The organism is Arthrobacter bussei (assembly GCF_009377195.2).
GTDB lineage: Bacteria > Actinomycetota > Actinomycetes > Actinomycetales > Micrococcaceae > Arthrobacter_D > Arthrobacter_D bussei.
Genome location: NZ_VJXX01000005.1, coordinates 103,498 through 120,370 on the forward strand (window position 1 = coordinate 103,498; position 16,873 = coordinate 120,370).

A 16,873-nucleotide genomic window follows, 5' to 3' on the forward strand; every position below is an offset into this window, starting at 1 on the left:
CGCAGGAAGGCACCCTTGTGCAGACCGTCTCCACCGTCCTCGACTCCATCAGCGACGTCGGCCGCGACGCATCCCGCGGCGGCTACTCCCGCGGCGTCTTCACCTCCGCCGAGCTGTCGCTGCGCGACTGGTTCGTCGCGGAGGCGACGGCCCGTGGGCTCGCGGTCGAGACCGACCGCAACGGCATCGTGTGGGCGTGGTGGGATGCCACGGACAGCCGCGACGGCGCCCTCGTCACCGGCAGCCACCTCGACTCCGTGCCCGGCGGCGGTGCGTTCGACGGGCCGCTCGGCGTCGCCTCGGCACTCGCGGCCGTGGACCTCCTGCGCGAGCGCGGGGTGCAGCCGAACCGGTCGCTGGCCGTGACGGTGTTCCCCGAGGAGGAGGGGTCCCGCTTCGGGGTGTCCTGCCTCGGGTCCCGGCTGCTCACCGGCTCCCTCGATCCGGACCACGTGCGCTCGCTCACCGACACCGACGGCACCACCTTCGCCGACGCCGCGCGTTCCGCCGGGATCGACGTCGCGCACCTCGGCCGCGACGAGGAGGCCGCCCGCCGGATCGGCGACTTCGTGGAGCTGCACGTGGAGCAGGGCCGCGGGCTGATCGACCTCGACTCCGCCGTCGCCATCGGCTCTACGATGCTGGGCCACGGTCGCTGGCGCCTGTCGGTCACCGGGCAGGGGAACCACGCCGGCACCACCCTCATGGCGGACCGTGCCGATCCGATGGTCGCCGCCGCGCAGGTGGTCCTCGCGGTCAGGAGGATCGCGGCCGAGCAGGACGGGGCGCGCGCCACCGTCGGCCGGCTGCAGCCCGTCCCCGGCGGGACGAATGTCATCGCCTCCCGCGTGGACCTCTGGCTCGACGTCCGCCACGAGGAGGACGCCGTCACCGCCCAGCTCATCGAGAGGATCCACGGCCAGGCCCAGAAGATCTGCGCCTTCGAGGGCTGCCGTGCCACGCTGACGGAGGAGTCGCGCAGCAGCACCGTCCACTTCGACGGCGCCCTGCAGCGGACACTGCACAACGCACTCGGGCGGTCCTTCCCGGGCGCGCCGACCCTGCCCACGGGCGCCGGGCACGACGCCGGGATCCTCGGCAGCATCGCGCCGACGGCCATGCTCTTCGTCCGCAATCCCACGGGCATCAGCCACTCGCCGGAGGAGTTCGTGGAGCGCGACGACGCCGACGCCGGTGCCACCGCGCTCGCGGACGTGCTCGAAGACCTGCTGTGATCCGAGCCGCACACCACACCGACCGCGTCGTCCCTGCCCGCCCGGCGGGCCTCGCCGGTCTCGCAGCCCCGGCGCGTCCCGCCGGTCACGCATTGAACGGCGGGACGGCCGATCCTGCGTCGCCTGCCGTCCGGGCGGTCTGGTGCGAGTCCGCGTGGCTGGGCTCGGAGGGCGTGGCCGATGCCGTGCGGATCGAGGTCGACGCCGACGGGTACGTGGCCGGCGTCCGGCCGGGCCACCCCGCGCAGGAGGGCGACGTCGTCCTGCACGGCGTGGCCTTCCCCGCCGCCGCGAACGGACACTCCCACGCCTTCCACCGAGCGCTGCGCGGTCGGACGCACGACCGCGGCGGGACGTTCTGGACGTGGCGGGAGACGATGTACCGGGCTGCGCGGGCCCTCACGCCGGCACTCTACGAGGACCTCGCCACCGCCGCCTACGCCGAGATGGTCGCAGCGGGCTGGACGAGCGTCGCCGAGTTCCACTACATCCACCACCTCCCCGACGGGACGCCGTACGGCCAGGGGACCGGCGAACCCCACGCGATGGAACTCGCCCTCGCCCGAGCCGCCGTGCGCGCCGGCATCCGGCTCACCCTGCTCGACACGTGCTACCTGGCCGGCGGTTTCGGGCAGCCGATCGAGGACGGGCAGCGCCGGTTCTCGGACGGAAGCGCAGAGCGGTGGCTCGAGCGGCTGGATGCGCTGCGGGCCACCGTCGCCGGGCTGTACCCGGACCACCACGTGTCGGTCGGGGCGGCCCTGCACTCGGTGCGGGCCGTGCCCGAGAGGGACCTCGCGGTGATCGCGGACCGGCTGCCGGCGGGGCTGCCCCTCCACGTGCATCTCTCCGAGCAGCCCGCCGAGAACAAGGACTGCCTCCGCGCGACCGGGGTGACGCCCGCCGGTCTGCTGCAGCGGCACGGCCTCGTGGACGGGCGCCTCTCGGTGGTCCACGCCACCCATCTCGGCGAGGAGGACATCGCCCTGCTCGGCGGCGCGGGCGCCGGTGTCGTGCTCTGTCCCACCACCGAGGCGGACCTCGCCGACGGACTCGGGCCGGCGGGACCGCTCCGCGCGGCCGGAGCGGTCCTGGCGCTCGGCACCGACCAGCACGCCGTCGTCGACCCCTGGCTGGAGATGCGCGCGCTCGAACACGGCGAACGGCTCCGCACCGGGCGGCGCGGCCACTTCGACCCGGAGGTCCTGCACGGCATCGCCTCGTCGGGCGGGGCCCGGGCGCAGGGTCGCCGGAGCGCCGGCATCGGTGCCGGGTCCGTCGCCGACCTCATGGCCATCGATCCGCACACCGCCCGTACCGCCGGGTCCTCCTGGGACCAGCTCGCCTACACGGCGACGGCGCAGGACGTGACGGGCGTCGTCGTCGGCGGGGAGCTCACCGCCCGGAACGGTACCCACATCACCCTCGGCGATCCCGCCGAGTCGCTCGTCGCAGCGATCGCCCGGCTGGACGCCGCCGCAGCCGCCGACGACCCGACCTCCGCATCCGGGTACACCCACCCCCGGGAGCGGCACTGATGGCCATCCTCATCACGCACATCGGCGAGCTGACGACGCAGGACGCCGGGCACGCCGTCCTGCGGGATGCCGCCATGGTCCTCGAGGGTGAGCGGATCAGCTGGATCGGGCCGGCCTCGGCAGCACCCGCGGCGGACACGGCCTACGACGCCGGGGGCCGTGCCGGCCTGCCCGGCTGGGTGGACAGTCATACGCACCTCGTCTTCGCCGGCGATCGCACCGCCGAGTTCGAAGCCAGGATGGCGGGGGAGTCCTACGCCGCGGGCGGCATCGCCGTCACGGTCGAGGCGACGCGCGCCGCGGGGGACTACGACCTCACGCGCCTCCTGCTGGCCCGGGTGGCCGAGGCCGCCTCGGGTGGGACCACCTACATCGAGACGAAGACGGGGTACGGGCTCGACGTCGCGCACGAGGCCCGCAGCGCGCGGATCGCCGCCGGCGTCGTCGACGAGGTCACCTTCCTCGGCGCGCACCTCGTCCCGCGCGGGTGGGACGCGGACGCGTACACGGACCTCGTCTGCGGACCGATGCTCGACGCCGTCCGCCCCTTCGTCCGCTGGGCGGACGTCTTCTGCGAGACCGGTGCCTTCACGGCCGACCAGTCCCGCCGCGTCCTCGCCGCCTGCGCTGCGGCCGGACTCGGCCTGCGCGTGCACGGCAACCAGCTGGGCCCGGGCCACGGGGTGGCCCTGGCCGTCGAGTTCGGCGCCGCCAGCGTGGACCACGTCAACCACCTGTCCGACGGCGATGTCGACGCGCTGGCCGGCACCTGGCACGCCGGGCCTGGACGACCCGGCACCGTCGCGACGTGCCTGCCCGCCTGCGACCTCTCGACCCGGCAACCCTTCCCGCCCGCACGCCGGCTCCTCGACGCCGGGGTCCAGATCGCGCTCGCGAGCAACTGCAACCCCGGGACGTCCTACACCAGCTCCATGGGCTTCTGCGTCGCGACGTCCGTCCTGCAGATGGGACTCACCGTCCACGAGGCCGTGCGCGCCGCGACCTACGGCGGAGCCCTCGCCCTGCGCCGGCACGTGGGCGACGACGCCGACGGCCGCCGGGCGGTCGGCTCGCTCGCGGTGGGACACAGGGCCGACCTGCAACTGCTGAACGCGCCGTCGGCGGCTCATCTGGCCTACCGGCCGGGGATGCCGCTCGTGCATGCGGTGTGGAAGGCGGGCACGCGCGTCCGCTAGCCCGACCGGACCGTCCGGCATGCAGAATGCCGGGTTGGGAATCCCCAGCCGGCGCTGGGAGGATGACGCCATGCATCCGGATCCTCCCTCCTCCGCACACCTGCAGCCCGGTCCACCGTCCACGTCCCGGTCCGGACCACGTGCATCCGGGACCGGCGGCACGCCCGAGCCCACGTCGGGGCCGGCCTCCGCTCCTCGACGCCGCATCAGGGCGGAGCTGCTCATCGTCCTCGGACTCTCACTCGGGCAGTCCGGCGTCTACGCGATCGTCAACCTCGCGGAGAAGCTCACCCGCGGGCCGCTCGCCGCCCAGACCACCACCCTGAACCCGGTGCTCAACGACCGCCAGTACTTCGATCTCACGTACCAGCTCCTGAACATCGCCTTCGCGCTGGTGCCGGTGGCCCTGGTCCTCTACCTCCTCGGCGGTCACGGGGTCTCCGCCTTCCGCCGGCTCGGGTTCACGTTCGAGAAACCGCTGCGGACAGTGGGTTTCGGCGTCGGGCTCGCGGCGATCATCGGCGTCGGGACGCTCGGCGTCTACGCCGGAGGGAGGGCGCTCGGCATCACCACCGCGCTCGTCCCGGCGGCGCTGGACGCCTACTGGTGGACCATCCCGGTGCTCGTCCTGTCCGCGGTGCGGCACGCCGTCCTGGAGGAGGTGATCGTGGTGGGGTATCTGTTCATCCGGTTGCGCGAGCTCGGATGGTCGACGCCCGCCATCGTCGTCAGCAGTGCACTCCTGCGCGGCAGCTATCACCTGTACCAGGGCTTCGGCCCCTTCATCGGCAACGTCCTGATGGGTCTGCTGTTCGGCTGGTTCTACACGCGCACGCGCCGTGTCATGCCGCTGGTGATCGCGCACGCGCTCATCGATATCACCGGTTTCGTCGGATTCGCGCTCATCGGACCGGCCATCGGAATTGGCGGCTGAATAAAGAAAGGCTTCCCTTTGTTCATTTGCGCGCACAAATCATGACTAAATTATCCGCTAATTGCGGGTTTATGCTCACTTCATCCGGCACAGACAACGGCGGCTCCGACAGGGACCCCACCGGACCAGCCAGGAGGAATCATGAGCAGCGCCCCGAGTGCCCCCAGTGTCACCAGCGTCTCCGAGTGCAGTGTCCACAACTGCTCCTTCAACCACGACGGCTGCACCGCCGTCGCCATCACGGTGTCGGGCAGCGAGGAGCACGCCTCCTGCGCCACGTTCATCGACACGTCCATCAGCGGCGGGCTGCCGAAGATGCTCGCGCACGTCGGTGCCTGCCAGCGCTCCGAGTGCAGCTTCAACCACGATCTCCTCTGCAGCGCACCGGCCGTGAAAGTGGGTCCGGGCGCCGAGGCCGCTGACTGCCTCACCTACACGCACGCCTGACCAGTTGCGGCGGTCGACAACGGCCGTCAAGAAGGAGAAGGACCGGACGACAGTCCGGTCCTTCTCCGTGTCCGCATCGCCGCGAGCTCTCAGATCTCGACGCGTCCCTCGCCGGTCTCGAACGTCACGGACATGATGCCGGGGGTGCCGTTCGGGGCGATCCACTGCACCTGGACGCCGTCGAGCGTCTCCTCGACCGCAGTGCCGAGCCACTCGGTCACGCGCTCGGAGGACCCCGCGATGGTCAGGCAGTCGAGCTTGACCGACGCCGGGCGTGCCTTGGACGGGTGGAGATCCTCGGTGCCCTCGTCCCAGCGGAGGAGGTAGGGGACCTGCGGGTCCGCGATGAGGCCCCTGATGCCGATCTGCTGCCAGGTCAGTTCCTGGCCGTCCGGGAACTTACGGTTCCCGGGGACGGCGCTGCGGCCGAGGCGCTCCTCGAACGGGCCCAGGTCGTCGACCGCGACGCACCAGCCCATCCAGCCGCCGCCGGCCTCGGACCGGGCGCGGACGGCCTGGCCGAAGGGCGCCTTGTCCGACGCCGGGTGGTTCAGCACCTCCACGACCTCGAGGTACTGGCTGTTGGCCAGCGGGAAGATCATGTTGCGGGTGCCGAAACGCGGGTGCACACCGCCCTTCACGGGCTCCATGCCGAGCCGGGCCGAGATCCGGTCAGCAGTCGCGGCAAGTCCATCGGGTTCACAGGCATAAGAGACGTGGTCCAGGCGCATGCGGTTATTTTGGCACTAAGTGATGCACGTCTCGACTTAGGACCGCCTTACCCGTGGACATCGCCCGTCGGCCCTGTCGGAGCGCCGTCCAGGGAGGCCGCGGAGCACAGCGGCGGTGGGCCGGATGCTGGCGCGAGGCACCGCCGGGAACCGGAGGGGGCACCTCGGGCGACGGTTCGTGCCGGCTTAACGGAGGGTCACACGGGTTGCCGGACAGGCTTCCATACGTTTTCATGGGTGCAGGTCATGAGTGCCAGCACGAAGCCCCGGCTTGCTGGCCGGCAACCCTCCAACCGCGGTGGGGTGCCCCGGGTGAAGACCAGGTCCGGCGCCGGTTCGGCGTCGTTCAAGCGCGGGCTCCTGCGGTGCCCGGTCTCCCGGAGCCGAGAACGTCGGCGGGAGCATCGGAGATCGCAGGGCCCCTACCGACAGGGAGCACCATGTCCGACGATTGGTCTTTCGAGACACGCCAGATCCACGCCGGCCAGGTGCCGGACGCAGCCACGGGGGCCCGGGCCCTCCCCATCTACCAGACCTCCTCGTTCGTGTTCCCGAGCGCCGAGAGTGCTGCGAACCGGTTCTCGCTCACCGAGCTCGCGCCCATCTACACCCGGATCGGCAATCCGACGCAGGAGGCCGTGGAGACCCGGATCGCGAGCCTCGAGGGTGGCGTCGGTGCGCTGCTCCTCGCCTCGGGCCAGGCCGCCGAGACCTTCGCGGTGCTGAACATCGCCGAGGCGGGGGACCACATCGTCGCCAGCCCGAGCCTCTACGGGGGTACGTACAACCTGTTCAGACATACGCTGAAGAAATTCGGGATCGACACCACGTTCGTGGAGGACCCGGACGATCTCGAGCAGTGGAGGGCGGCGGTCCGCCCGAACACCAAACTCTTCTTCGGCGAGGTGGTCTCGAATCCCCGCCAGGACGTCCTCGACCTCGAGGGCATCAGCGGTGTCGCCCACGAGCACGGGCTCCCGCTGATCGTGGACAACACGCTCTCCACCCCATACCTCATCCGGCCCATCGAGTGGGGCGCGGATATCGTGGTCCACTCGGCCACGAAATACCTGGGCGGGCACGGCACCGCGATCGCGGGCGTGATCGTGGACTCCGGGAACTTCGACTTCGCCCGGTACCCGGAGCGGTTCCCCGGCTTCAATACGCCGGACGAGAGCTACCACGGGCTCGTCTACGCGCGTGACCTCGGTGTCGGAAGCCCGCTCGGCGCCAATCTCGCCTACATCCTCAAGGCACGGGTGCAGCTCCTGCGTGATCTCGGCGCCGCGGTCTCGCCGTTCAACGCCTTCCTGATCGCGCAGGGCCTCGAGACGCTCAGCCTCAGGGTGGAGCGGCATGTGCAGAACGCACAGGCCGTCGCCGAGTGGCTGGAGGCGCACGACGACGTCGAGCGCGTCTCCTACGCGGGCCTGCCGTCCAGCCCCTGGTACGAGCGCGGCCGGAGGTACGGGCGCATCGGTACGGGGGCGATCGTGAGCTTCGACATCGCCGGAGGGCTCGAGGCGGGCAAGCGCTTCGTCGACGGGCTCGAACTGCACTCGCACGTGGCGAACGTGGGGGATGTGCGCTCGCTCGTCATCCACCCCGCATCCACCACCCACAGCCAGCTCGGCGCGGAGGCGCAGCTCACGGCGGGCGTCCGGCCGGGCCTCGTCCGCCTGTCCGTGGGACTCGAGAACATCACCGACATCCTCGCCGACCTCGACGCCGGCTTCCGAGCGGCCAAAGGAGCCTGACCCTTCGTGACCACCTATCCTCCCGCTCCGCTGCACCAGGGGAACGACGCTGGCCCCTTGGGGGACGGGTTCCTGCGCGTCGCCCCGATCGGCCCCCTGGCCCTCGAGACCGGGGGCGCGCTGCCGGACGTGCAGCTCGCTTTCGAGACGTGGGGGGAGCTGGATGCGGAGGCATCGAACGCGGTGCTGGTGCAGCACGCCCTCACGGGCAGCTCGCACGTCGCACGCGGTGCGTCCGAGGAGGAGGGCTGGTGGGATGCGCTCGTGGGTCCCGGGCGGACGGTGGACACGGACCGCTTCTTCGTGGTGTCGATCAACATGGTGGGCGGCTGCTACGGCTCGACGGGGCCGGCCAGCCTGGCGCCCGACGGCGCCCCCTGGGGCTCCCGTTTCCCGTTCGTCACCATCCGGGACGGGGTGCGGGCGGAGGCGTTGCTCGCCGACCAGCTCGGCATCCACCGCTGGCACTCGGTCCTCGGCGGGTCCATGGGCGGCGCGCGTGCCCTCGAGTGGGCCCTGATGTACCCGGACCGCGTGGAGCGGTGCGCCGTCATCGCCTGCACAGCCGCCAGTTCGGCCGAACAGATAGCGTTCGCCCAGGCACAGCTGCAGGCTATCCGCCTGGATCCCGCGTACCGCGGTGGCGACTACTACGACGGTCCGCATCCGGATGCGGGCCTCGGGCTGGCGCGCCGCATCGCCCACATCACCTACCGCTCGGAAGGGGAGTTCGAGGCACGCTTCGGCCGGGCCGAGCAGGATGCAGAGCAACCCCTCGGTGCGGTGGTACCCGCCGACCGTGGGCGGTACCAGGTGGAGAGCTATCTCGACCACCAGGCCGAGAAGCTGGTGGACCGGTTCGATGCCAACAGCTACGTGATCCTGACGGAGGCGCTCATGAGCCACGACGCCGGCCGCGCCCGGGGGAGCCTCGCCGCCGCCCTCGCTGCCGCGCCGGCACAGTTCTTCGTCGCGGCGGTCGACTCCGACCGGCTGTACGTCCCAGGGCAGTCCCGTCGCCTGGCGGCGGGGCTGCCCGGGGAGGTGCCCGTCCACACGATCACCTCACCGGTGGGCCACGATGCCTTCCTCACGGAGATCCACCAGCTCGACGCGCAGTTGCGCACTGCCTTCTACGCGAAGTAGAAATTTCGCGGCGGCAGCTGTTGGGTTTCTCCGTGCCTGCCCCTAGGCTGGGAGCTAAGCCTGCTTATCGATTGCCGGCAGGCAAGCCCGGGACCCTGTCCCGCGCGCACCACACCGACGGATGAAGAGGAGCTGTTCATGGAACTGAGCACCATTGGCTGGAACCAGGAAGCACGCGACAAGATCCTGCTCGACGCCGACCGGGCGCTGCAGGGCGCGGTGAAGGAGGCGGCGGAGACCATGGACGGCAAGTCCCGCGACGAGGTCTACGAGTTCCTCTTCGAGAAGCTCAAGCCGCAGTTCGTCGACTTCAAGCCGGGGCCCGATCTCAGCGCCTGCGCGGACGCGGTCGCCAACGGCGAGGTCGCACTCGAGAGCTGACTCCCGGGCGTCGCCCTCGGCGCCCATGAGACGCCGATGAGGCACCCATGGGACGCCGGTGATGACCGGTCGGCTGCCGGCCGACCGGTCATCGTCGTCTCCGGGACGCTGGGAAGGGTCGTCTCCGGGACGCTGGTCATCGTCGTCGCCGGGACGCTGGGAAGGCCGGACCCCGGGCCGACGAGAAAGGCGCGGCGGACGGTCCCGCGTGCCGGGGCGGACGGCGAGCTAGTCCGCGGCGCCCGGCGGCATGCCCGGTCCGAAGATCGGTGCCGGTTCGAGCCGCTTGGCGGTGACGCCGTCGCCCGAGGACTGGTGCCGCAGCCGGCGCAGGACCCATGGTACGAAGTATTCGCGGGCCCACACGAGGTCCTCCGCGCGTGCGGCGCGCCAGGTGCGCGCCGGCAGCTCCTTGGGCTGCAGCGGCTCGAGGGTGTGCCTCACGGCGAGGGTGTCGAGGACCATCGCGGCGATGGTGTGGTGGCCGAGCGGGGAGAAGTGCAGCCTGTCCGTGGACCACATCTGCGGATCGAGCAGCTGCCGGAGCGCCCACATGTCCGCGATGACCGCCTCGTGCCGCGTCGCGATGGTGCGCAGGTTCTCGTTGTAGATCGCGGTCTTGGAGCGGATGCTTCCGAGGACGGTCTCGCGCACGTCCGGCCCGGTGAACAGCACCACGGTCGTCCCCGAACCGGCGAGGGTCCCGACGACGTCGTCGAGCTTGCTGGCGAGCAGGTCGGGATCGCCGCCCGGACGCAGCAGGTCGTTGCCGCCTGCCGAGATGGTGACGAGATCGGGACGCAGGGTGATCGCGGCGTCGACCTGCTGGTCGACGATCTGCTGGAGGAGGCGCCCGCGCACGGCGAGGTTCGCGTAGGCGAAGTTCGACTGGCCGCGCGCCAGTTCCTCGGCGACGCGGTCCGCCCAGCCGCGGTTCCCGCCGACGCTGGCCGGGTTCGGATCGCCGATCCCCTCGGTGAAGGAGTCCCCGAGTGCCACGTAGCGATGCCACGGGTGAGGCTCGGAGTTGAGGGTGGGGTCGATCATCGGGCCGTTCGGGATGGGCTGGGCGTTGCTCTGCGGGGGACCCCCGGTGTTCGCTGCACTCACCGCACCATTGTCACCGCTGCCGGCCGTCGGACACCAGCCATCCGGAGTGCAGGCAGTGATGGCCCCGTGACAGGATGGACGGCATGACTGAATCCGCCTCCGGCACCGCCGCGCCCGAGCCACGCTCCTGGGAGCCGGTGGTCCTCTGGTCCAGGCCCGAGTCCGAGCGCGCCGGTACGCCCCTGCTGGTCCTGTTCCACGGCTACATGGCCGACGAGGAGGACCTCATGGGCCTGACGGACCACCTGCCCGGTGAGTTCACCGTGGCCTCCGTGCGGGCGCCGCTGGCCGTGGGCCCCGGCTACTCGTGGTTCCCCCTGTCCCGTGATGCCGACTACTCCGTGGAGCGCGTGGTCGCTGGTGTCGGTGCTGTCTCGGAGTGGCTCGACACCGCGCGCGACGTGCATACCAGCGTCAGCATCCTCGGGTTCTCGCAGGGGATGGCGGTGGCGACCTCGCTCCTGCGGCACCGACCGGCGGACTTCACCTGCGTCGTCGGGCTCTCCGGCTTCACCGTCCCCTCGGAGGGTCATGCGTTCTTCCGGGACGAGGACGCCGCTGCGACCCCCACGCCGTTCTTCTGGGGGCGCGACCAGGAGGACCAGGTCATCACTGCGGAGATGATCGAGGTCACCCATGCCTGGCTGACCACCCACACGAAACTGACGAAGATCCTCTACTCGAACATGTTCCACAGCATCAACGTGCAGGAGCTGGCCCATGTCCGCGAGTTCCTCGCGATGACGGTGCTCGGGAAGCGCTGACGCCGAATCCGGACGCGGCGGGAGGACCACCGGGGACGACCCGGCGGCGACGGATGCGCCGTAGCCGCGCGGTGCGGACCACCCGCGTCGGGGAACCGTCAGCCGCGGGTGAGCCGCACCGTCTCGCCGTTGACGCTGATGGTGTCACCCGGGTGGAGCTGGCGTCCGCGCCGTTCCTCGATCTCCCCGTTCACGTGCACCAGCCCGTTGTCGATGAGGGTCTTCGCCTCCACGCCGTCCTCCGCGAGGGAGGCGAGCTTCAGCAGCTGCCCCAGGCGGATCATGTCATCCCGGATGGGCAGTTCTGTGCTGGAGTCGTCGGTCATGCGTCCATCATGCCGGAAGCCGCCCGACTAGGCTGTACGGGTGTCCGACGCGCCTCTGCTCCCTCCCTCCGTCAGCTTTCCGCTCGCCCTCGCCGCGGGACTCGCGGTACCCGTCCAGGGCCGGATCAACGGTGCGCTCGGTACCGCCCTGGGGGACGGTATCGCCGCCGCCCTGATCAGTTTCGGCACCGGCCTCGTGGTGATGATCGTCATCACCCTGGCGCTGCCGTCCGCACGCGCCGGTGCGCTGCAGATCCTGCCCTCGGTGCGTGAGCGCCGGTTCCCGCCCTTCTACATCGCCGCCGGTGCGATCGGTGCGTTCTTCGTCTTCACGCAGTCCCTGACCATCGGGTTGATCGGCGTCGCCCTGTTCACCGTGGCCGCCGTGATGGGCCAGTCGCTGAGCGGACTCCTGGTGGACCGGGCCGGGATCGGACCGGGTGGGAAGCGGGCCGTCACCGCCATGCGCGTCATCGGCGTCGTCCTGACCGTCCTCTCCGTCGTCTGGGCCGTCTCGCCGCGGTTCGGGGGAGCCGGCGAGGTCTCCAGCTGGCTCCTGCCCGTCCTGCTGCCCGTCGCCGGAGGCGTGCTGCTCAGCTTCCAGCAGGCCATGAACGGCACGGCGTCCCTGCACTACGGCACGCCCCTCGCCGCGACCCTCATGAATTTCATCGCCGGGACGGCGGTCCTGCTGGCGGCCTGGCTGGTCAAGCTCGTGATCGCCGGACCGGGGAACCCCCTGCCCTCCGAGTGGTGGTACTACCTCGGCGGACCCATGGGGTGCGTCTTCATCGCCCTCGGCGCACTGCTGGTGCGGAGCCTCGGCGTCCTTCTCACCGGTCTGTGCATGATCGGCGGGCAGCTCGTCGGCTCGCTCCTGCTCGACCTCGTGGTCCCGGCGCCCGGGACCATCGTGGCCTTCGCGACCGTGGCAGGGACCCTGCTGACGCTCGGCGCCATCATCCTGACGACGCTGCCCTGGCCGCGTCGCGTGAATCCCTGAGCCCGGGCCCCTGACCCCGCTGCACGCAGCAGGGGCTGCCCCGTCGGGAGCAGCCCCTGCCGATCGTGCTGGTCGTGCTGGTCGTGCTAGCGGTCCGCGACCTCGTGGTCGTGGTCGTGCTCCGGGTGGAGCCCGCCGCCACTCTCCGTTCCGCCGCCGAGGGGGTTGCCCTCGAAGCGGTCCTTCTTGCCCTTGCCCTTCACGGGAGTGCCGGCACCGTTCACGGCGAACGTGCTCGACGCGTAGGTCAAGGTCAGGTGCGCGACGGCGTCGCTCAGCTGGTCGAGGGCCTCGATGCTGAGATTGTTCGTGTCGTCGCATGCCGCGTGGTAGCAAGCGTCGTAGGGCGCGCCGGCCACTCCACCGAACAGGGCGGCCTGCTCGGGGGTCTTGATGCCCTCGGCCCCGGTGAAGAGGCCACCCGCGGGGACGCCCTCCGCGATGAAGGGTCCGTAGTCGCTCCTGCCGCTGAACGCGGTCTCACCCGAGGCAAGGCCCACCGAGGCGAAGTAGTCGTGGAAGTCCTGCTCAATTTGGCCCGATCCCTCAGGGCCGGCCGCCGCGTCGGGACCCACCGGGAAGGCGGAGTTGTCGCCGTCGTACACGAAGCGGCCGAAGTTCGGCGAGCCGATCATGTCGAAGTTCAGGTAGAGGCCCACGCGATCGAGCTCATCCTTCTCCACGAGGTCGGCCACGTAGTACTCGGCGCCCAGCAGGCCCTCCTCCTCGGCACCCCACCACGCGAAGCGGACCTTGTTGGCCGTCCTGACCTTGGCCATGCCCTCCGCCACGGCGAGGATGCCGGCGCTGCCCGTCCCGTTGTCGTTGATCCCGGGTCCGGCGAGCACGCTGTCGAGGTGCGCTCCGACCATGACCACGTTGTCCGGGTCCCCGGTACCGGTCTCGGCGATGACGTTGTAGGTCTCTCGGTTCTCGGAGATGGTGTCGACGGCGACACGGCCGGTGACACCCTCGCCCAGGAGGTCGTTGCCGGCGGCGAAACTGGCTCCGACGACGGGGATGCCCACGAGGTCCGGTGCCCCCAACGTGCCGGCGACCGCGGCGGTGTTGCCGCCCACGCCGGTGTTGAAGATGATGACCGCCGTTGCGCCCGCGGCCTCGGCGTTGGCGGCCTTGATGGCGAAGGTGCAGCCGCCGCGCTGCACCAGCGCGATCGAGCCGGCCGTGAAGCCGGCGAAGTCCGTGGCCTCGCAGCCACTGGTGCCGGCCGCGCTCGCTGTTCCCGTGGTGTCCACCGTGCGGATCGCGCCGGAGACGTCTCCGGCGCCTGAGAACGTCATCGTGGCCACGTCCTCGGCGCCGTAGGAGACGTCGTCGGGCGTGGACTGCTCCAGCACGGCGGGGCTCAACTCGGCGAAGAACGGAAAGAGGAAGGACTGGACGGTCGGCGAGTAGCCCGCTGCCGTGAGCTTGCCCACGATGTAGTCGACGGATGCCGAAAAGCCCTCGGTGCCCGAGGCGCGGGTGTTTTCGTTGGCCTCGGCGATGGCGTCGAGGGCCGTGAGGTGCCCCACCACCTTCTCGACCGTCACCGCCGTCCGAAGCTTCTTGGAGGAGTTGTTGGTGCTGTTGTCGAACGTCGGCGCGGCATTGGCCGCGAAGCTGCCGCTCGCCACGAGGGCGAGGCTGCCGGCGAGGGCCAGCGCCGAGCGTCCGATGCGGGCGCGCGGGCGTACGAAGGAACGGGGCATGGGTGTCCTTTGGGTGCGAGCGGTCCGGACCGTCCGGACGCGGGAGTGACGTGGATCACACGTCGGAGTGTGCTCAACCTAGGAAGCTTCGGCCGTTACGTCAAGGGGCTTCCCCCTGCCCCTCCGCGATCGGGTGCAGAGCCTGCCACCACCGCCGACGCCACGGCCCGACCCGGTAGGCTTGCCGGGTAGCTCTGGCGCCCCTGCGACGGGAGCGGACCAGCCTGCACCACGCGCCCCCCACCCGCGGACCGCACCCAGCGGCCTGCAGAGAACCGGAGAAGATCCCATGGCAGCAGCCAAGTCAGCACTCGACCCCATCATCTCGCTCGCCAAGCGGCGCGGCTTCGTCTTCCAGTCGGGCGAGATCTACGGCGGTTCCCGCTCGGCCTGGGACTACGGACCCCTCGGGGCCGAGTTCAAGGAGAACATCAAGCGGCAGTGGTGGCAGACGATGGTGCGCGGCCGGGAGGACGTCGTCGGCCTCGATTCCGCGGTCATCCTGCCCCGGCAGGTCTGGGAGGCCTCCGGCCACGTGGACGTCTTCAGCGACCCCCTCGTGGAGTGCCTCTCCTGCCACAAGCGGTACCGGGCGGACCACCTCGAGGAGGAGTACGAGGAGAAGAAGGGCCGCGCGCCCGAGAACGGCCTCAAGGACGTCACCTGTGCCAACTGCGGGACCAAGGGCCAGTGGACCGAACCGCAGGAGTTCTCCGGACTGCTGAAGACCTTCCTCGGACCGGTCGCGTCGGAGGAGGGCATGCACTACCTGCGTCCCGAGACCGCCCAGGGCATCTTCGTGAACTTCAACAATGTCCTGACGACCGCGCGCAAGAAGCCGCCCTTCGGCATCGGCCAGATCGGCAAGAGCTTCCGCAACGAGATCACGCCCGGCAACTTCATCTTCCGCACCCGGGAGTTCGAGCAGATGGAGATGGAGTTCTTCGTCGAGCCCGGGACGGACGAGGAGTGGCACCGGTACTGGATCGACCAGCGTTTCGCCTGGTACACCGATCTCGGCATCAGGGCGGACAACCTGCGCCTCTTCGAACACCCCCTCGAGAAGCTCAGCCACTACTCCAAGGGCACCACGGACATCGAGTACCGCTTCGGTTTCCAGGGCTCCGAATGGGGAGAGCTCGAGGGCATCGCGAACCGCACCGACTTCGACCTCTCGACGCACTCGAAGCACTCGGGTACCGACCTCGGCTACTTCAACCAGGCCACCAACGAGCGCTACACGCCCTTCGTGATCGAGCCCGCGGCCGGCCTCACCCGCTCCTTCATGGCGTTCCTCGTGGACGCCTACACGGAGGACGAGGCGCCGAACGCCAAGGGCGGGGTGGACAAGCGCACCGTCCTGAAGCTCGACCCCCGCCTCGCCCCGGTCAAGGCCGCCGTGCTGCCGCTCAGCCGCAACGAGGACCTGTCCCCGAAGGCGAAGGACCTTGCCGCGCAGCTCCGCAAGGGCTGGAACATCGACTTCGACGACGCCGGGGCCATCGGCCGCCGCTACCGGCGCCAGGACGAGATTGGGACTCCCTTCTGCATCACCGTGGACTTCGACACGCTCGATGACCAGGCCGTCACCATCCGCGAGCGTGACAGCATGGCGCAGGAGCGCGTGTCCCTCGACCAGGTGCAGGGATACCTCGCCGCACGCCTGATCGGAGCCTGATGGCCCTCGAGTACCGCGCCTGGCAGGAGGGCGACGACCTCGAGCTCATCCAGCTCTGGGGTGGCCCCGAATCCGCGACGTCGGAGCAGTTCCGTGGGTCCTTCAGGCCGCCGGCGGAGGAGCCCTGGAACCGCTGCATCACCGTGGTGGACCAGGGCGTGCCCGTCGCGGCCGGCTGCGTCTACGGTGCGGCACTGCACCCCGACAGGCTCTGGTGCTACATCGAGGTCGCGGCGGACCACCGGCGTACGGGCGTCGGCTCCACGCTCCTCACGATGCTCCAGCACGAGGCCGCGGCGTCGCCGTCGGGCATCACGGCCCTCCGGTCGAAGGTGACGCCGGGGACCACCGGGGCGGCGTTCGCGCAGGCCACCGGATTCGGCGCGCTGCAGCGCTCGCGGCTCGTCGTCATCGGGCCCGGCGCCCTCGCCGCCCCAGCGCTCGATGACGCCGCGGGTCCCCAACTGGAGGAGGCGGCGACCGGATCGGTGGAACTCACCCGGGCGCTCACGGCCTTCTACGAGTCCGTCCATGTCTGGGACCGCGCCGAGCTCAGCCTCGGCAGGGCCCAGCAGCTCTTCCTCGGTGATGCCAGCGGAGCCGGCGGGGCGATCGTGCTCCGGGACCGGCCGAAGGCCGACGGCGGCGCGATCGCGACCTTTGCGGTCAGCTACACGCAGGCGCGCACGGACGACCCCGCGGACGTGCTGCTCGGCTACGACACCTCGCTCCCGCCCGCGGAGCAGCAGGCCGCGGTGGCCACGATGATCGCGATGCTGGTGCACCAGTACCCCATCCAGCTGGAGGTCGACGACGCCATGGAGGCCCTCGTCGCCGTCGTCGAGCCCCTGCTCGCCACGGGCGCCGCGCAGCTCGCCGGACCCGAGACGCTGGTCGTCGCAACCGCCTGACCGG

Annotated in this window: 16 protein-coding genes and 1 riboswitch; of the genes, 12 read left to right on the forward strand and 4 right to left on the reverse strand. The window is 70.7% G+C overall.

Annotation, left to right across the window (positions count from 1 at the left end; all coding sequences use genetic code 11):
* Positions 1-17: 17 nt before the first annotated feature.
* The 5 genes from FNH21_RS13725 (at position 18) to FNH21_RS13745 (ending at position 5,350) form a co-directional block, all read left to right on the forward strand.
* A complete protein-coding gene (locus FNH21_RS13725; protein ID WP_191931986.1) occupies positions 18-1,235 on the forward strand; it encodes an allantoate amidohydrolase in 1,218 nt (405 codons plus the stop codon).
* Positions 1,232-2,773: a formimidoylglutamate deiminase gene (locus FNH21_RS13730; protein WP_338403288.1), complete on the forward strand. Its 1,542-nt coding sequence runs from the start codon at positions 1,232-1,234 to the stop codon at positions 2,771-2,773. The genes FNH21_RS13725 and FNH21_RS13730 overlap by 4 nt, the downstream gene beginning before the upstream one ends.
* Positions 2,773-3,969 carry an imidazolonepropionase gene (hutI, locus tag FNH21_RS13735; protein WP_152816643.1) on the forward strand — a complete coding sequence of 399 codons (1,197 nt, stop codon included), beginning with the start codon at positions 2,773-2,775 and terminating at the stop codon, positions 3,967-3,969. The genes FNH21_RS13730 and hutI overlap by 1 nt, the downstream gene beginning before the upstream one ends.
* Positions 3,970-4,039: 70 nt before the next feature.
* Positions 4,040-4,903: a CPBP family intramembrane glutamic endopeptidase gene (locus FNH21_RS13740; RefSeq protein ID WP_152816645.1), complete on the forward strand. Its 864-nt coding sequence runs from the start codon at positions 4,040-4,042 to the stop codon at positions 4,901-4,903.
* 141 nt (positions 4,904-5,044) lie between these two features.
* Positions 5,045-5,350: a DUF1540 domain-containing protein gene (locus FNH21_RS13745; RefSeq protein WP_152816647.1), complete on the forward strand. Its 306-nt coding sequence runs from the start codon at positions 5,045-5,047 to the stop codon at positions 5,348-5,350.
* A gap of 89 nt (positions 5,351-5,439) precedes the next feature.
* On the opposite strand, the gene FNH21_RS13750 is transcribed toward FNH21_RS13745, so the two are convergent.
* Positions 5,440-6,081 (reverse strand): VOC family protein, encoded by a 642-nt coding sequence (locus tag FNH21_RS13750; RefSeq protein WP_152816649.1) that lies wholly within the window; start codon positions 6,079-6,081, stop codon positions 5,440-5,442.
* A gap of 242 nt (positions 6,082-6,323) precedes the next feature.
* A riboswitch (SAM riboswitch) is annotated at positions 6,324-6,440 on the forward strand.
* 81 nt (positions 6,441-6,521) lie between these two features.
* Between FNH21_RS13750 and FNH21_RS13755 the strand changes: the two genes are divergently transcribed.
* From FNH21_RS13755 to FNH21_RS13765, 3 genes are all read left to right on the forward strand, one after another.
* Positions 6,522-7,838: a bifunctional o-acetylhomoserine/o-acetylserine sulfhydrylase gene (locus FNH21_RS13755; protein WP_152816651.1), complete on the forward strand. Its 1,317-nt coding sequence runs from the start codon at positions 6,522-6,524 to the stop codon at positions 7,836-7,838.
* Positions 7,839-7,844: 6 nt separating this feature from the next.
* Positions 7,845-8,984 carry a homoserine O-acetyltransferase MetX gene (gene metX, locus FNH21_RS13760; RefSeq protein WP_338403289.1) on the forward strand — a complete coding sequence of 380 codons (1,140 nt, stop codon included), beginning with the start codon at positions 7,845-7,847 and terminating at the stop codon, positions 8,982-8,984.
* Between the two features lie 138 nt (positions 8,985-9,122).
* On the forward strand, positions 9,123-9,365 hold the full coding sequence (locus tag FNH21_RS13765) for a hypothetical protein (protein ID WP_055772713.1): 243 nt from the start codon (positions 9,123-9,125) through the stop codon (positions 9,363-9,365).
* Between the two features lie 228 nt (positions 9,366-9,593).
* Here FNH21_RS13765 and FNH21_RS13770 read toward each other — a convergent pair whose 3' ends face one another.
* Positions 9,594-10,412 (reverse strand): SGNH/GDSL hydrolase family protein, encoded by an 819-nt coding sequence (locus FNH21_RS13770; protein ID WP_152816759.1) that lies wholly within the window; start codon positions 10,410-10,412, stop codon positions 9,594-9,596.
* 146 nt (positions 10,413-10,558) lie between these two features.
* Between FNH21_RS13770 and FNH21_RS13775 the strand changes: the two genes are divergently transcribed.
* Positions 10,559-11,239, forward strand: coding sequence for an alpha/beta hydrolase (locus FNH21_RS13775; RefSeq protein WP_152816653.1), 681 nt, complete (start codon positions 10,559-10,561; stop codon positions 11,237-11,239).
* Positions 11,240-11,337: 98 nt separating this feature from the next.
* Here FNH21_RS13775 and FNH21_RS13780 read toward each other — a convergent pair whose 3' ends face one another.
* Positions 11,338-11,565: an RNA-binding S4 domain-containing protein gene (locus tag FNH21_RS13780; protein WP_055772707.1), complete on the reverse strand. Its 228-nt coding sequence runs from the start codon at positions 11,563-11,565 to the stop codon at positions 11,338-11,340.
* Positions 11,566-11,605: 40 nt separating this feature from the next.
* Between FNH21_RS13780 and FNH21_RS13785 the strand changes: the two genes are divergently transcribed.
* A complete protein-coding gene (locus FNH21_RS13785) occupies positions 11,606-12,568 on the forward strand; it encodes a DMT family transporter (protein ID WP_191931987.1) in 963 nt (320 codons plus the stop codon).
* A gap of 86 nt (positions 12,569-12,654) precedes the next feature.
* Here the strand turns inward: FNH21_RS13785 and FNH21_RS13790 are convergent, their stop codons facing one another.
* Positions 12,655-14,280 (reverse strand): M28 family peptidase, encoded by a 1,626-nt coding sequence (locus tag FNH21_RS13790; RefSeq protein ID WP_152816655.1) that lies wholly within the window; start codon positions 14,278-14,280, stop codon positions 12,655-12,657.
* 289 nt (positions 14,281-14,569) lie between these two features.
* Here FNH21_RS13790 and FNH21_RS13795 point away from each other — a divergent pair, with 289 nt between their 5' ends.
* Both FNH21_RS13795 and FNH21_RS13800 read left to right on the forward strand, forming a co-directional pair.
* Positions 14,570-15,958, forward strand: coding sequence for a glycine--tRNA ligase (locus FNH21_RS13795; RefSeq protein ID WP_152816657.1), 1,389 nt, complete (start codon positions 14,570-14,572; stop codon positions 15,956-15,958).
* Positions 15,958-16,869, forward strand: coding sequence for a GNAT family N-acetyltransferase (locus FNH21_RS13800; protein ID WP_152816659.1), 912 nt, complete (start codon positions 15,958-15,960; stop codon positions 16,867-16,869). The genes FNH21_RS13795 and FNH21_RS13800 overlap by 1 nt, the downstream gene beginning before the upstream one ends.
* The last annotated feature ends 4 nt before the right edge of the window (positions 16,870-16,873 follow it).

Excerpts from the sequence above, each read along its gene's own strand:
- hutI (WP_152816643.1), top strand. The coding sequence starts at position 2,773 with ATGGCCATCCTCATCACGCACATCGGCGAGCTGACGACGCAGGACGCC.
- FNH21_RS13740 (WP_152816645.1), top strand. The coding sequence starts at position 4,040 with ATGCATCCGGATCCTCCCTCCTCCGCACACCTGCAGCCCGGTCCACCG.
- FNH21_RS13745 (WP_152816647.1), top strand. The coding sequence starts at position 5,045 with ATGAGCAGCGCCCCGAGTGCCCCCAGTGTCACCAGCGTCTCCGAGTGC.
- FNH21_RS13750 (WP_152816649.1), bottom strand. The coding sequence starts at position 6,081 with ATGCGCCTGGACCACGTCTCTTATGCCTGTGAACCCGATGGACTTGCC.
- FNH21_RS13755 (WP_152816651.1), top strand. The coding sequence starts at position 6,522 with ATGTCCGACGATTGGTCTTTCGAGACACGCCAGATCCACGCCGGCCAG.
- FNH21_RS13765 (WP_055772713.1), top strand. The coding sequence starts at position 9,123 with ATGGAACTGAGCACCATTGGCTGGAACCAGGAAGCACGCGACAAGATC.
- FNH21_RS13770 (WP_152816759.1), bottom strand. The coding sequence starts at position 10,412 with ATGATCGACCCCACCCTCAACTCCGAGCCTCACCCGTGGCATCGCTAC.
- FNH21_RS13775 (WP_152816653.1), top strand. The coding sequence starts at position 10,559 with ATGACTGAATCCGCCTCCGGCACCGCCGCGCCCGAGCCACGCTCCTGG.
- FNH21_RS13780 (WP_055772707.1), bottom strand. The coding sequence starts at position 11,565 with ATGACCGACGACTCCAGCACAGAACTGCCCATCCGGGATGACATGATC.
- FNH21_RS13790 (WP_152816655.1), bottom strand. The coding sequence starts at position 14,280 with ATGCCCCGTTCCTTCGTACGCCCGCGCGCCCGCATCGGACGCTCGGCG.
- FNH21_RS13795 (WP_152816657.1), top strand. The coding sequence starts at position 14,570 with ATGGCAGCAGCCAAGTCAGCACTCGACCCCATCATCTCGCTCGCCAAG.
- FNH21_RS13800 (WP_152816659.1), top strand. The coding sequence starts at position 15,958 with ATGGCCCTCGAGTACCGCGCCTGGCAGGAGGGCGACGACCTCGAGCTC.